12 protein-coding genes are annotated in these 14,914 nt (G+C 60.4%); 5 read left to right on the forward strand and 7 right to left on the reverse strand.

Annotated elements, in window-relative coordinates; all coding sequences use genetic code 11:
* Positions 1-49: 49 nt before the first annotated feature.
* The 3 genes from CPH57_RS08330 to adhP all read left to right on the forward strand — a co-directional run bounded on the left by CPH57_RS08330 (position 50) and on the right by adhP (position 3,355).
* Positions 50-835, forward strand: coding sequence for a sulfite exporter TauE/SafE family protein (locus tag CPH57_RS08330; protein ID WP_033643040.1), 786 nt, complete (start codon positions 50-52; stop codon positions 833-835).
* A gap of 16 nt (positions 836-851) precedes the next feature.
* Entirely contained in the window at positions 852-2,141 is a 1,290-nt protein-coding gene (blh, locus tag CPH57_RS08335; protein WP_033643041.1) for a bifunctional sulfur transferase/dioxygenase Blh, read from the forward strand.
* A gap of 197 nt (positions 2,142-2,338) precedes the next feature.
* Positions 2,339-3,355, forward strand: coding sequence for an alcohol dehydrogenase AdhP (gene adhP, locus CPH57_RS08340; RefSeq protein WP_033643042.1), 1,017 nt, complete (start codon positions 2,339-2,341; stop codon positions 3,353-3,355).
* Positions 3,356-3,415: 60 nt separating this feature from the next.
* On the opposite strand, the gene CPH57_RS08345 is transcribed toward adhP, so the two are convergent.
* The gene (locus CPH57_RS08345) at positions 3,416-4,936 is read right to left on the reverse strand and encodes an aldehyde dehydrogenase family protein (protein WP_096242233.1); all 1,521 of its coding nucleotides are present in this window, start codon (positions 4,934-4,936) and stop codon (positions 3,416-3,418) included.
* Between the two features lie 275 nt (positions 4,937-5,211).
* Here CPH57_RS08345 and CPH57_RS08350 point away from each other — a divergent pair, with 275 nt between their 5' ends.
* Positions 5,212-6,987: a sigma-54-dependent Fis family transcriptional regulator gene (locus tag CPH57_RS08350; RefSeq protein WP_096242234.1), complete on the forward strand. Its 1,776-nt coding sequence runs from the start codon at positions 5,212-5,214 to the stop codon at positions 6,985-6,987.
* A gap of 57 nt (positions 6,988-7,044) precedes the next feature.
* Here CPH57_RS08350 and CPH57_RS08355 read toward each other — a convergent pair whose 3' ends face one another.
* Positions 7,045-7,962: an ABC transporter substrate-binding protein gene (locus CPH57_RS08355; RefSeq protein ID WP_089191740.1), complete on the reverse strand. Its 918-nt coding sequence runs from the start codon at positions 7,960-7,962 to the stop codon at positions 7,045-7,047.
* A gap of 149 nt (positions 7,963-8,111) precedes the next feature.
* Between CPH57_RS08355 and CPH57_RS08360 the strand changes: the two genes are divergently transcribed.
* Positions 8,112-9,305, forward strand: coding sequence for an MFS transporter (locus tag CPH57_RS08360; protein ID WP_060660734.1), 1,194 nt, complete (start codon positions 8,112-8,114; stop codon positions 9,303-9,305).
* Between the two features lie 30 nt (positions 9,306-9,335).
* Here CPH57_RS08360 and CPH57_RS08365 read toward each other — a convergent pair whose 3' ends face one another.
* From CPH57_RS08365 to CPH57_RS08385, 5 genes are read right to left on the reverse strand one after another with little or no spacing between them, the layout of a single operon-like run.
* Positions 9,336-10,148: a hypothetical protein gene (locus CPH57_RS08365; RefSeq protein ID WP_046687028.1), complete on the reverse strand. Its 813-nt coding sequence runs from the start codon at positions 10,146-10,148 to the stop codon at positions 9,336-9,338.
* Between the two features lie 22 nt (positions 10,149-10,170).
* Entirely contained in the window at positions 10,171-11,343 is a 1,173-nt protein-coding gene (locus CPH57_RS08370; protein WP_046687029.1) for an MFS transporter, read from the reverse strand.
* On the reverse strand, positions 11,340-12,149 hold the full coding sequence (locus CPH57_RS08375; RefSeq protein ID WP_096242235.1) for a hypothetical protein: 810 nt from the start codon (positions 12,147-12,149) through the stop codon (positions 11,340-11,342). The genes CPH57_RS08370 and CPH57_RS08375 overlap by 4 nt, the downstream gene beginning before the upstream one ends.
* Before the next feature lie 3 nt (positions 12,150-12,152).
* Positions 12,153-13,601 (reverse strand): radical SAM protein, encoded by a 1,449-nt coding sequence (locus CPH57_RS08380; RefSeq protein ID WP_033643048.1) that lies wholly within the window; start codon positions 13,599-13,601, stop codon positions 12,153-12,155.
* Positions 13,601-14,878, reverse strand: a complete 1,278-nt coding sequence (locus tag CPH57_RS08385) for a glycosyltransferase family 2 protein (protein WP_069100351.1) — start codon at positions 14,876-14,878, stop codon at positions 13,601-13,603. The genes CPH57_RS08380 and CPH57_RS08385 overlap by 1 nt, the downstream gene beginning before the upstream one ends.
* Positions 14,879-14,914: the final 36 nt, after the last annotated feature.

Here is a 14,914-nt window from a genome sequence, read left to right on the forward strand (position 1 = left end):
CGAACTGATCGTTAATAAATGCCACAAACACCGTTCAGGAATTAACGCATTGGATTTTTTCCATTTTACTTTTTATACCCTGATGTTATTGGTGATAACCGGAGGAATAGTCGGATTTCTCTTGGCCCTGACAGGCGGAGGCGGCTCCATCGTTTGTGTGCCGCTGCTGCTGTATATGGTGCAAATCCCGGATACGCATTTGGTGATAGGCACCAGCGCCATGTCCGTCGCCGTCAGTGCGCTGCTCAACCTTTTTGCGCACGCCGCCAAAGGAAACGTCCGGTGGCGAACCGGCATTGTCGTGTCGCTGGTCGCGGTGGCAGGAACGCTGGCAGGTTCACAGATGGGAAAAATCACGGACGGGCGCTATCTAACCCTGCCTTTCGCTTTGCTGATGCTGATTGTCGCCGGATTAACGCTGAAAAAAAATCACCGGGCCGGCAACGGGTTGGCTTCCCCGGATGCAACCTTTCATCCCGCCATCGTGTGGCCCAGCGTGTTGGCGCTCGGCGCGGTGGCCGGCTTTCTGGGTATCGGCGGCGGATTTTTAGTGGTGCCGGCGCTGCTCTGGTTTTTCCGCTTTTCGCTGCTTGAAGCGGTGGCCACCTCGCTGGTGGTGGTTTCTGCCATGGGTTTATCGACGAGCGCAAGCTATGCCTTGTCCGGCAAGGTGTCGCTCGTCATCACGTGCTGGCTGATCGTCGGCGGTGTTCTGGGGGGCGTCGTGGGGGTTGCGCTCACCGAACGCCTGAAGAAACGCGAGGACATTATCCGTGTGCTCTACGCCGCCATGCTCTTGGTGCTGGCCCTTTATATGCTTTTTAAAAGCTTATAAGACAGAAGGAAAAAATATGCGCATCCGTACATACCATCATCAGCTCTCCTTTTCGGGGGCGCCCGCAGCGAGTGATTTCGCTACCCTGCATCAACAAGGCTACCGGCTTATCGTCAACAACCGGCCAGATGAAGAACCGGGGGAGCATCTATCCCATCAGCAAGAGAAAACGCTGGCTGAAGGCATGGGCATAGACTACGTCTATCTTCCTTACACGTTCGACACGCTGACCTGGGAGACCGTTTATACCTTCCATTACCTGTTGCGGCGAGGCAAGAAGACCCTGGCGCACTGCCGGAGCGGGGCGCGCTCAGCCTGCCTTGCTCTGCTGCATGCGCTGCGCGAAGGGCGGATCGATGAAGCGCGATTCCGCAGCCAATGCGAAGAATATGGCGCGGATGCCGATAAGGCGCTCAGCTGGTATCGCCGGCATCAGTCCGTTCAGTCTCATGCGCAAGTGCACGCATTTTATGAGCCGGAAAGCGGCAGCCTGCAGTATGTCGTCGCCGATCCCGAGGCGCGTCGCTGCGCCATCATCGACCCGGTACTGGATTTTGACCGCCGATCGGGCACGGTATCGCATCAGCAGGCGCACACCATTTTGAGCTTTATCCGGCAGCAAGGATGGGGCGTGGCTTGGGTGCTGGATACGCACCCGCATGCCGACCATTTTTCTGCCGCAACCTGGCTGGCGCAGAAAACCGGCGCCCTCAGCGGCATAGGCGAAAAAATCACCGCCGTGCAGGGGCTGTGGCAAGACATCTATAATTTGAAGGAACTGCCTCCCGCCGAGACCGTGTGGGATGCGCTGTTTGCGGATGGGGACGTCTTTTTTATCGGCAACCTGCGCGCTGAAGTCTTGCTGTCTCCTGGCCACACCCTGGCTTCCGTCACGTATCACATTGCCGATGCGGCGTTTATTCACGATACGTTTTTCATGCCTGACAGCGGCACCGCAAGGGCCGATTTCCCCGGCGGAAATGCGGAAGCCCTGTGGGATTCGTTGCAGCGGATCTTGAGCCTGCCAGCGGATACCCGCCTGTTTACCGGCCACGATTATCGCCCGGCGGGGCGTGAGGCCCGCTGGGAAAGCACCGTGCGAGAGCAGCGCGAGAACAACCCCTGGGTGGCCAACATGGATAAAGCCCAATTTATCGCGCAAAGAAAGCAGCGAGACGCCACGTTGCCGCATCCGGAATTGATGCTGATGGCGCTGCAGGTCAACATTCGCGGCGGCGTTCTGCCTGATTGCGAAGATGATGGGCGGCACTACCTCAAAATCCCTGTTAATCGCTTCAAGGGGTAAATCAAGCCAGAGAGGCGCGATTGTTCACGGCTGCCAATCTCAAGGCGATCGCGCCGTCTGTTAATGGTTTTTTATGAAATAATCAGACTGATTCATATTTAATTATTTGTTTTTACACAAAACACGCGGCGCTTGCCCTCGCCGAATACAGTCACTACATTAACAACTGTACTTCCCACACTGCTAAGGAAAACACCATGAAAGCTGCCGTAGTGACGAAAAACCATACCGTAGACATTCAGGATAAAGTGCTGCGCCCGCTGAAGCACGGCGAAGCGGCGTTGAAAATGGAGTGTTGCGGGGTGTGCCACACCGATTTGCACGTGAAAAACGGCGATTTCGGCGAGGTGCCGGGCATTACGTTGGGGCATGAGGGCATCGGCGTGGTCTCCGCCGTCGGTGAGGGCGTCACCTCGTTAAAAGTGGGTGACCGCGCCAGCGTCGCCTGGTTTTACCAGGGTTGCGGCCACTGCGAATACTGCGTCAGCGGCAACGAGACCCTGTGCCGCTCGGTGAAAAACGCCGGCTACAGCGTTGACGGCGGCATGGCGGAAGAGTGCATCGTGGTGGCGGACTACGCGGTGAAAGTGCCGGACGGGCTCGATTCTTTCGCCGCCAGCAGCATCACCTGCGCCGGCGTCACCACCTACAAGGCGGTGAAGATTTCCGATATCAAGCCGGGGCAGTGGATCGCCATCTATGGCCTGGGCGGGCTGGGCAACCTGGCGTTGCAGTACGCCAAGAACGTGTTTAACGCCAAAGTGATCGCCATCGACGTCAATGATGGCCAGCTGGAGTTCGCCAAACAGATCGGCGCCGATCTGACTATCAACTCCAAAACGCAAAACGCGGAGGAGATCATTCAGCAGCAAACCGGCGGCGCTCACGCGGCGGTGGTGACGGCGGTGGCGAAAGCCGCCTTCAACTCGGCGGTCAATGCGGTGCGCGCCGGCGGTAAAGTGGTGGCCGTGGGGCTGCCGCCGGAGAGTATGGATCTGAGCATTCCGCGCCTGGTGCTGGACGGCATTCAGGTGGTGGGTTCGCTGGTGGGCACGCGCGAAGATCTGAAAGAGGCGTTCCAGTTCGCCGCCGAAGGCAAAGTGACGCCGAAAGTGACCAAACGGCCATTGGGCGATATCAACGCCATCTTCGAGGAGATGAAGGCGGGCACCATTCGCGGTCGCATGGTGATCGATCTCGGCATGGCGAAGTAGGCCACGCGAAAAAAGAAGGCCACCTGCGGGTGGCCTTCTTGTTATCTCATTACGCCGGCTTCAGAACAGGCCCAGCGGTTTGGCGTCGTAGCTGACCAGCAGGTTTTTCACCTGCTGATAGTGCGACAGCGCCGCCTTGTGGGTCTCGCGCCCGATGCCGGAGTTTTTGTAGCCGCCGAACGCGGCGTGCGCCGGGTACAGGTGGTAGCAGTTGGTCCATACGCGGCCGGCCTTGATCGCACGTCCCATGCGGTAGGCGCGGTTGATGTCGCGGGTCCACAGCCCGGCGCCCAGCCCGAACTCGGTGTCGTTGGCCAGCGCCAGGGCTTCGGCCTCATCCTTGAAGGTGGTGACGCCAATCACCGGCCCGAAGATCTCCTCGCGGAAGAAACGCATGCTGTTGTCGCCGGTGATCAGCGTCGGCTGCAGGTAGAAACCGTTTTGCACTTCGTCGCCGCGCTGAGCGGGCTCGCCGCCCGCAACGATTTTGCCGCCCTCGTTTTTAGCGATGTCGATGTAGGACAGGATCTTGTCGTACTGCTGTTTTGACGCCTGGGCGCCGATCATGGTCTCGGTGTCGAAGGGATCGCCCTGGCGGATGGTGGCGATACGCGCCAGCACTTTCTCCATGAACTGCGGGTAGATGGACTCCTGGATCAGCGCGCGTGAAGGGCAGGTGCAAACCTCTCCCTGGTTGAAAAAGCCCAGCACCAACCCCTCAACCGCCTTGTCGATAAACGCCGGCTCCGCCTGCATGATGTCTTCAAAATAAATGTTCGGCGATTTGCCGCCCAGCTCGACGGTGCTGGGGATGATGTTCTCCGCCGCACAGGCGAGAATGTGGCGGCCGACCGGCGTGGAGCCGGTGAAGGCGATTTTTTCGATGCGTTTGCTGCGCGCCAGCGCTTCGCCGGCCTCGGCGCCGAAACCTTGCACCACGTTGAGCACCCCCGGCGGCAGCAGATCGCCGATCTCTTCCATCAGCACGCTGATGCCGAGCGGCGTCTGTTCCGCCGGTTTCAGCACCACGCAGTTACCGCCCGCCAGCGCCGGCGCCAGTTTCCAGGCGGCCATCAGCAGCGGGAAGTTCCACGGGATAATCTGGCCGACCACGCCCAGCGGTTCATAGATATGGTAGGCCACGGTATTTTGGTCGATCTCCGCCGCGGTGCCTTCCTGCGCGCGCAGGCAGCCGGCGAAGTAGCGGAAATGGTCGACCGCCAGCGGCAGATCGGCATTCAGGGTTTCGCGGATCGGTTTGCCGTTGTCCCAGGTTTCGGTCAGCGCCAGCATCTCCAGCCGCGACTCGATGCGATCGGCGATGGCCAACAGCACATTGGCGCGTTCCTGCACGCTGGTTTTACCCCAGGCGTCCGCCGCCGCATGCGCCGCGTCAAGCGCCAGCTCGATGTCTTTGGCGTCGGAACGCGGGAATTCGGCGATCGGCTGGCCGGTCACCGGCGAGGTGTTGGTGAAGTAGTTGCCGGATACCGGTTCGACAAAGTTGCCGCCAATGTAGTTGCCATAGCGTTGACGGAACGAAACCAGCGAGCCAGGCAAACCGGGGTGAACATATTTCATGTGAAGCACCTCTCTGCAGATGATAACCGGCGCTATTGCGCTGCGCCTGTGAGTGCGGCCTGTCGCCGCAGCACAGAGAAGCACGCCCCGTGCCAGATTAGCGACGGACGTAGCGTTCGTAAAAAAATGGCTATTTATTAAAACGTTAAGCATTGATGAGGGTAGGCCAATCGAGCGGTTCCGCTGCCGCCGATGATTTTTTGTGTTCCGTGTCGCAACGACTGATACACATCCGTGATACATATTTGCAACACTTGCAGCCGGGGGAGAAACGCATGTTGCCTGACGATCGCTTGCTCACTGAGAGCGCCAGTTTGCTGACCCACCCGCTGGCGGAATCCTGGCAGCGCAGCCGCAGTTACGGCCTGACGCGCGCCGATCAACATATCCCGTTTATCAAAGCAGGTCTGCTCGAAGAACTGCGCAGCCGCAACGACTGGGTGCCGCAACGGGTACAGCCGCTGATCGAACAGTTGGGCGCGCAAATTACGCGTCAACCGGCCATCGTGGTGATCGCCGACGCCGACGGGCTGGTGTTGGAAACCCGTGGCAATCACGATTTTCTGCACAAGGCGTCGCGCTTTGCGTTGGCGCCGGGCAACCAGTGGGGAGAAGCGGAGCGGGGCACCAACGCCATCGGCACTGCGCTGGCGCTGGGCGCTTTCTGCGAAGTGCGCGGCGATCAGCATTTTCTCAACCAAAACGCCGGATTGAACTGCACCGCCGCGCCGATCTACCGGCCGGATGGCCATATTGCCGGCATACTGGATCTCTCTGCCCCGGCCCAGCGCCCGTATCCTGATGCGCAGCGTCTGATCATGCAGGCGGTGCGCCATATCGAACACCGCTGGGTCAGAAGCGCGATCGCCGATCGTCACTGGACGCTGCGCCTGCACGCCGACGCTGGCCGCCTGGGCAGCGCGCAGGAACTGCTGCTGGTGTTTCACGACGAAGTGCTGATCGCCGCCAATCGGCTGGCGATGGTCGAGTTCCAACTCTCGCCGGCCGCATTCGGCTCGCTTGAATTCGCTCAGCTGTTCCCCGATCTGTTGCGGCAACCCTCCGGCGCGCCACGCCAGACGCTGGCCGGCAATCAACGGCACTATTATTCGCTGCTCGAGGCGCCCCAGCGTCGTGTTAGCGCTCTGCGTTCGACGCCGCCGGCGGAACGGCACGACGAGCAGTATCAGAAAGCGTTGCGCATTCTCAACGCCGGCCTTTCTCTGTGCGTGACCGGCGAAACCGGCTGCGGCAAGGAGCACTTCAGCCGCCGCCTGTTTCAGGAAAGTCGCTGGCGCAACGGCAACTTCGTGGCGATCAACTGCGCGGCGCTGCCGGAACCGCTGATCGAGTCCGAACTGTTCGGCTATGCGCCGGGGGCGTTTACCGGCGCCAACCCCAAAGGCTATATCGGCAAGATCCGCGAGGCGGACGGCGGCGTGCTGTTCCTCGATGAAATCGGCGACATGCCGGCGGGCCTGCAAACGCGCCTGCTGCGGGTGTTGCAGGAGAAAACGGTCACGCCGCTCGGCAGCCGCAGCGCCTATGCGGTCGATTTCGCGCTGGTTTGCGCGACGCACCACGATCTGCATCGGCAGGTGCTAACGGGGGCGTTTCGCGAAGATTTATTGTATCGCATACAGGAATACAGCCTGCGCATCCCGCCGCTCAGAGAGCGGGCGCAATTGGAGACCTTCATTCTGCAGCTGTGGCGGGAGCTGGGCGGCGAACGGCGCGACATTCGCCTGTTGCCGGAGGCGCTGGCGATGCTGGCGCGCTATCCGTGGCCCGGCAACGTGCGGCAATTGTTAAGTACGCTCAAGGTGCTGCTGGCGCTGGCGGACGATCGCGCGGTGCTCACTCTGGACGATCTGCCGCAGTCGATCGCGGTACTGTCGCCGCGCCAGGCATGCGCCGACGCCGGCGGCGAGGATCTGCAGGCGGCGATCGACAGGGCGGGCGGCAATCTCAGCCGGGCGGCGAAGGCGCTCGGCGTTTCGCGCAGCACGCTGTACCGCAAGCTGGGGAGGCGAAAAGCGGCAGAGGAATGACGCTTATCGATTGACGGGCGATAAGGCCCCGCTGCGCGGGGCCTGTTTGTTGCTCTCTCAATCCCCCAGTCCCGGCGGGTTAATCTCGGAGTGGGCAATCTTCTCGTCGCTCTCCGCCCAGCGATCCAACACCTGCAGATAACTGCCGTTGGCGATGGCGCTGTTGAGCGAAGCCTGCACCGCGTCCACCAGGCCGTTGCCTTTCTTCAGCGTGACGGCGATGTTGGCGGTCTTCGGCCAGCCGCCGGGCACGATGCCCACCAGCCGGGTTTTACCGGTCAGCCGCGCCTGATAAGCGCCGGAGACGTTGGGCCCGAAGGTGGCGTCGGCGCGGCCCGACTGAATGGCCAGCGTGGAGGCGGCCTTATCGGTGACGTACACCGGCTGCAGCGGCGCTAATCCCTTGGCGCGGTTCTCCTTGTCCCAGGCCAGCAGTACCGCTTCCTGATTGGTGCCGGAATCGACGATGATCTTTTTACCGGCGATATCCGGCGCCGTTTTGATCTGGGTGATTTTACTGTCGGACTTGACGTAGAAGCCCAGCGTATCCTGCCGATAGGTGGCGAAATCGAATTTAGTCTTGCGTTCGTTGGTCACGGTGATGTTGTAAACCGCGGCGTCATATTTGCCGGAGGCCACCCCCAGCGGCCAGTCTTCCCACGACGTGGGCACCAGCCTGAGTTTCAGCCCCAAACCGTCGGCCACCAGGCGCGCGATGTCCGCCTCGCTGCCGATCACCGTTTTATTGTCGCGGGCGTACAGGCCGAACGGCGGGCCGCTGCCCAGCAGGGAAATGGCCACCGTCAGCGTGCCGGGTTCCACGAACCGGAAGCCGGCGGGGATTTTGGCCACGGCTTCGGCGCTCTTCACCGTGTGGATCGGCGTTTCGTTGGCGACGAGATCCACGCCCGGTGCGGCGGCGGCGGAAAAACTCAGCAGCGCCGCAATCACTATCATCTTTTTGCTATATATCATTATGTTAATTACCTTCATTATTATGGATGTCACACGGTCGTTGCACTATCTCTAAAGGCTGCAGATCTGTGAACGAACAAAATCAACTAACCAATCTTGGAAAAATCATGAGGCGCCTCTGGCGGCGCTGAACCGATCGAGGATGAACCATGCCGTCGCGTTTCGCTACGTTGGGCCGCATACCGCGCGGCGTGTGGGTATTGGGTGGCGTGAGCCTGCTGATGGACGTTTCCTCGGAAATGATCCATAGCCTGTTGCCGCTGTTTATGGCGACGACGCTCGGCGCCAGCGTGATTGTCATCGGTCTGATCGAAGGGCTGGCGGAGGCGACGGCGTTGATCGTCAAGGTGTTCTCCGGCGTGCTCAGCGATTACCTCGGCAAACGTAAAGGGCTGGCGCTGCTGGGCTACGGGTTGGGCGCCATCAGCAAACCGTTTTTCGCCATCGCGTCGTCGTCCGGCATGGTGATGAGCGCGCGCCTGCTGGATCGCGTGGGCAAAGGCATTCGCGGGGCGCCGCGTGATGCCCTGGTGGCCGACGTGACGCCGCCGGAAATTCGCGGCGCGGCTTTCGGGCTGCGCCAGTCGCTGGATACCGTCGGCGCCTTTTTAGGGCCGCTGCTGGCCGTCGGTCTGATGCTGCTGTGGCACAACGATTTTCGCGCCATCTTCTGGGTGGCGGCGATCCCGGCGGCGCTGGCGATTGCGCTGCTGTTTTTCGGCCTGAAAGAGCCGGCCGCCACGATAACCCACAAGCGCACCAACCCGATCACTCGCGCCAACCTGCGGCTGCTGGGGCGCAGCTATTGGTGGGTGGTGAGCATCGGCGCGATCTTCACGCTGGCGCGCTTCAGTGAAGCGTTCCTGGTGTTGAAGGCGCAGCAGGGCGGCACGCCGCTGGCGCTGATCCCGCTGGTGATGGTCGCCATGAATCTGGTCTACGCCTGCTCGGCCTATCCGTTCGGAAAACTGTCCGACCGCATGAGCCATGAAGGATTGCTGAAAGCCGGGTTGCTGGTACTGATCGCCGCCGACCTGGTATTGGCGCAGAGCGATCATTGGGGCGGGGTGCTTTTTGGCGTCGCGCTGTGGGGCGTGCACATGGGCATGACCCAGGGGTTATTGGCGGCGATGGTGGCGCATATCGCGCCGGCGCACCTGCGCGGCACCGCGTTCGGCATGTTCAATCTGATCAGCGGCGTGGCGCTGCTGCTGGCGAGTCTCGGGGCCGGAACCCTGTGGGAGCTGTTCGGTTCCGCCGCCACCTTCTACGCCGGGGCGCTCATCTGCGTGGTGACGCTTATCGGCATGAAGCTGGCGCCGTTCGGCGAACGGCGGCCGTGAAAGCGGCGGCGCTCAACGCCGCCGCGCGGTTTACGCCGGATGGGCGTCATTCTCGTTGCCGCCAATCGCCAGGTAATCCGTGTAGATTTGTGGCGCGCCGGAGAACGACGCCAGTGTTTTCCACTCGTCGTACATGCGTTCGGTGTCCTGATGCTCGGCCACGAACCTGAGCGCTTGCTCGGTTGAGACATCGAGCTCCGGATGGAACGCGTTGAGCGACGCCAGACTTTCAATGATCAGCATCACCGCGTATTGGTCCAGCCGGTTGCCGCTCTGGCCCTTCAGCAGGTGAAACTTCCAGCCCGGGTAGTCTTCCACGCGGTGGATGTTGTCGGTAATGAACCGTTCAAACCGCTCGGGTGAGACGCCCGCTTTAAGCGCCAGGTTATGAATGCCGATGACACGCTGAATGCTTTCCTTCCCTGGTTCGCTGCGGTAATTGGGGCCGGGCGGCAATGAACTGCGGCTATTCTCGGCCACCAGACGGTAACAGGTGTAAAGGGTCGGCAGTTCGGCGAAGGTCGCGAAGGTTTTCCACTCCTCAATCAGCGCGGCGGCCTCCGGACGCTGCCGCCAAAAGGCGTGCGCCTCGTCGGTCAGCTCGCCGTTGCCGTCGATATAGCGCGCGTAGGTGGCGGCGTCTTTAGCCTGATAAACCATCAGGTACTGATTTTCACGCTCGCCGCGCAGGCCGCGCAGCAGCGTCCATCGCCAGCCGGGATAGGCCGGGATGGCGACGCCTTTATGGCGAACGAACGCTTCGAAACGATCCGAGGCGACGCCCCGTTTCAGGTTGATTCCCACGTAGTGCAGGGAGAAAACCGGCGTGGTTGATGCATGCATTAAACGATCCTCGCAAGTTAAGTTAGTGAGATGTGTTCGTCACGGCTTTGGCGCTGATGCTGACCAGCAACAGGCACAGCAACGTGCAGCCGAAAGCCAGGGCCAGGCTGGTGTAATTGGCGATAAAACCGATCAGCGCCGGGCCGGTTAATAAGCCGAGATAGCCGACCAGCGTCACGGCCGGAAACGCCTGGCCAGGCGGCACCTGTTTTTGATTGCCGACGGCGTTGAACAGAATGGGAACGATGTTGGCGATGCCCAGGCCGGCGAGCATCAACCCGCCAAAGGCGGCCGATGCCAGAGGGACGGTGACGGTCAACAGCACGCCCGCCGCGGCGCACAGGCTGCCGAGCAGCAGAGTGCGAAAGCGCCCGACGGCGCCGATCAGCCTGTCGCCATACAGCCGCCCGCAGGCCACGGCGACGGCGTACAGCGTGAACCCGATCCCCGCCTGCGATTTGGCCACGCCGCGCTCGGCATGCAGGAATAATGCCGACCAGTCGAGCATCGCCCCCTCGGTCAGGAACACGAAGAAACAGAGCAGGGCGATAAACAGGATCTTGCCGTGGGCCAGCGCCCACCGCGCGCCGCCCCGTCGCCGCTCGCCGATGCCGCCGTGCGCCAGTAAATCGCCGGCGACGATCAGCAGTAGGATCGCGATGAGGAGGGCGATCAGGCCGATGGCCTGGACCGGGGCGAGACCCGCCAGCAGCAACAGACTGACGCCGCCGGCGCCGGCAATGCCGCCAAGGCTGTAGAAGCCATGAAAACCGGACATTTTCGCCTGGCCGCTCTCCCGCTCGACGATTATCGCCTGTGAGTTCATCGCCACATCCATGATGCCGTTGACGGCGCCAAATACCCCCAATGCCGCCCCCATCAACAGCGGAGCATCGAGTAACGCCAACAGCGGCAAGTCGATGCACAGCAAGGCGCCAGCGCCCAGCAACACGGCGCGGCACCCCAGTTTGGCGATCAGATACCCGGCGAAGGGCATGATCGCCATGGAGCCGGCGGCAAGGCAAAACAGCAGCAAACCGAGCGCGCCGTCATCGATGCCCAATCGCGCTTTCACGAAAGGGATCAACGGCGCCCAGGCGGCCATGCCCAACCCGGCGAGGAAGAAGATCGCTCGGGTGGCGATTTGCCGGCGATGATTCTCTGCGGCCTCGCCGGTTAGCCAAGGTAGCATCATGACGATCGGCTCTGCGCGACGGACAGATAATCGGTATAAATCTGCGGTGAACCGGAAAATGACGCCAGTTGCTTCCACTCTTCATACATTTGCTTGGTGTCGCGATGCGCTTTGGCGAAGGTTGCCGCTTCGGCGGTGGCGATATCGGGCTCCGGATAGAACACGTCCAGCGCCGCCAGGCTGACGATTTCCATCATCACCGCGTACTGATCGAGCCGATTGCCGCGCTCTCCCTTCAGCAAGTGAAACTTCCAGCCCGGATAATCCTCAATGCGATGGTGATTTTCGGCGATAAAGCGTTCGAATTGCGCCGGGGTCACGCCTTCGCGTAGCGCCAGATTGTGGATGCCGATAATGCGCGCCTCGGGCGGTTCGCCCGGCCGTTCCCGGTAGCGCGGGCCGGGCGGCACGTCGCTTTTTCTGTTCTCAGCCAGCAGGCGATAATCGCTGAACAGCGTCGGCAGCAGGCTGTAGGTGCCCAGTTTTCGCCACTCGGCGAGGATTTCCTGCGCGGCGGCATGCCGCCGCCAGAATTCGTGCGCGTGCGCCGTTCGCTGCCCGGTGGCGGTGACGTAACGATCGCGCTGCTCGGCGCTGTCAATCTCGTACAGCATCAGGTATTGCCCGACGCGTTCGCCGCGCAGGCCGCGCAGCAACGTCCAGCGCCAGCCGGGATAACAGGGGATATGCACGCCTTGTTCGCGCACGAAGGTTTCAAACTGTTGTGGCGTGACGCCGGCTTCGGTATCGATGCCGATGTAATAGAAGCTGAATACCGGTTTGAGATCGGGGACTGTCGTCGTCATCTTTCACTCCTGATTGGCGAATGCGGCGGAAAATTGGGTATTGATAATGGCTTCGACCAGCGTGACGCCGATGGGCGTGAGCGTCACGCACGGACCATCGACGGTGACCAGCGCTTTATCCACCAGGGTTTTCAACGTGCGGCGGATGACCGGGTTAGCAAACAGGCTGTTGCCGTCAAAGCGCCGTTTAAACACCCGATCGTCCACCGGCAGCAAGGTGGAGAGCGCCATTTTGAAGGCGTTCACTTCACGCTGGATCGGGGAGAAACCGCGGCTTTCCTCGATGGGCAGGCGGTCTTGGTTGAGCGCCTCCTTGTACTTCTTGTAACCGGTGATGTTGATGGCTTCGGATCGCGTCGATTTGGAGCTGCCGCCCAAACCGATCGCCACTTCCGGATACTGCTTGTCGAGATCGGTGATGAGCGCTTTCCACTTTTCCGGCTGTTGATCATTGCGGTGAAAGTACATGGTGGGGTGTTCGGTATAGCCGCCATTCAGGTAGTTCTCGACCAGCTCGCGCATTTGGTACTGTTTGCCCAGGCCAGGGAAGCGCAGGTTGTTGATGCTGATCAGCCCCTTTTTCTGCCACAGGCTTTCGCGCTCGCCCGAGACGCCGGTGCGATTTTTAATAAACTCATCCATGTGCAGCTTGGTGCAGACGACGTGCGACAGATTCAGCTCGAGGGTTTTTTCCATGTCGTATTTCACGTCGTCCACGCTTTGGCCCAGCATGCCGTAAATGAGGTCCACGCTGACCCAATCAATGCCGAGCGCGCGCGCATGATGAATGGTCTCCACGCACTCTTCGGCCGAGTGCATGCGCCCGCAGGCGGTGATGATGTCGTCATTGAAGGATTGGGTGCCGAAACTGATTTTGCTGAAGCCGAGCTCTTTCAGCAGTGCCAGATAGGCTTTGTTCAGGGTGCCGGGCTCCCCTTCGAAGCGCAGGGTGGCGTTGGTGAAGTTAAAGTGGCTGAAGTAGAAGGCCATCATGCGGCGCAGTTCCGGCTCCGGCAGCAAGGACGGCGTGCCGCCAAAGACGTTGAATTCGCCGATTTCCACTTCGGCCAGGCTGGGCACGCGCGCCAGCCACATTTGCGCTTCCTTGATGTTGAAATCGACCAAATCGCGGAATACCGCCTGAGAGGCGGGCGCCTTGGGATTGAGGATCACCGTGGGGTACTGACAAAAATGGCAGCGATAGCGGCAGGTCGGGATATAGGCCCAGAGGTGGATTTTGCCCGCCTGGCGAATGTCGGCCTCCATATCGGCAAAAAACGCGGCCAGCGGGTAGTCGACGAGATCGCCGGGGAACACGTGACAGCCGAACGGATCCTTATGGACGTACTCCAGAAAGGCCCGGTTTTCCGGTTGCGCCAGGAACGCGTTCACCCGCGGCGTGGGATAGTTTTCATCGATATCCAGCAATGAGTGCAAGGCTTCGTCGTTCATCAGAATACCCCTCCGTTGCCGAAATAGTTGTGGGCTTCGCCGGACTCGCGGTCTTCACAGAAGTAATAAACAAAGCGGGTGAAATCTTCGTCTTTGACCGTATCGAAGCAGGCCGGCAATGCGGGCGGGAAGCCGATATCGTCACCGACGGCGCGCCGCATGGCGGCAAACAACGCATCGCGAAATTCGAGGTAGAGCCGATAGGCGGGGGTTTTGTAGGCATGGATCGGTTTGAAATCGATGAGGCGCATCTCGTGTTTCAGCTCGTGAATGCGACGGTAGAGGCTGTCGGCCAGCGGGCCGGAGAAGAAATCGCGCACTTCGCTGTTTTCCAACAGCAGATACGGATTGAGCAGCACCGGCAGTAAGATATTTTTTGGCGTGAAGTCCTTGACCGAGTAGTCCCAGGCCAGTTTCGCCTCCGCCGATGTGGCGTCCGCCAGCGCGGTTTTCTGTCGCTCAACGTCCGGCCGAACGTCCTTCATGATAATGATGCCGTCCTTGCCGTAGGCGATGCCGTTGATCACCTCATCGAGAATGGTGTCCACCCGGCGGCTGTTGATCTCAACGTAAGCATGGCGAGCGTAAACCGGCTTGCCGCCGTAGGCGATGACCTTAATGCCGAAGTCCCAGTCGTCGGACAGGTGTTCGACAAAGCGGCCATGGTTGAGCTGGTAGAAGATTTCGATGCCGCCTACCGCGTCATACAGGCTGCGCTCCACCCCGAACCCTTTGCCGTCGGGGAAGCCGCCGAACAGGGAGAACGAAAATTCGCGCAGACGCAGCGTTTTTTGGATCTCGCGGAACAGGTTGGGGCGGTGCTCAAACTCTGCGGGAGGGTAGTAATAGTTGCAGGTGCCCAGGTCGCCTTGTTGCTCGATCATGGTATTCACCAGCTCGTAAAGCCAAAATGCATCCACGGTGCAATCGGCATCGGCGGAAACGATATAGTGCTTGCGTTTATTTCCCAGCCGGCTGTCGCGGGCTTTAGAACGCAGCGACGCATAGTCCATGCCGCGTTTTCTGGCCGAGGAGACACCCTGCACCGTTTCGGCGATAACATGAATGGCCATAGCCGGATGCCTTTCACTAAACGCGTTTATTTTAGCGACGGAATCATCGGTGGAGTTGTTATCAACGACAATCAGTTCGTAAGTGTCGTGGGTGATTAATTCATTCTTGGTGTGCTGATTGAACAGCGAAAGTAAAACCGCCTCAATACGGTCGCTTTCATTATAAACGGGCAGTACGACAGACACAAAAACAGTATCACGCATAGATCCTCCAAGGGCTAATGAAAGTCCACAGTTAGA

Source organism: Serratia sp. JKS000199 (assembly GCF_900215455.1).
GTDB classification, from domain to species: domain Bacteria; phylum Pseudomonadota; class Gammaproteobacteria; order Enterobacterales; family Enterobacteriaceae; genus Serratia; species Serratia ureilytica.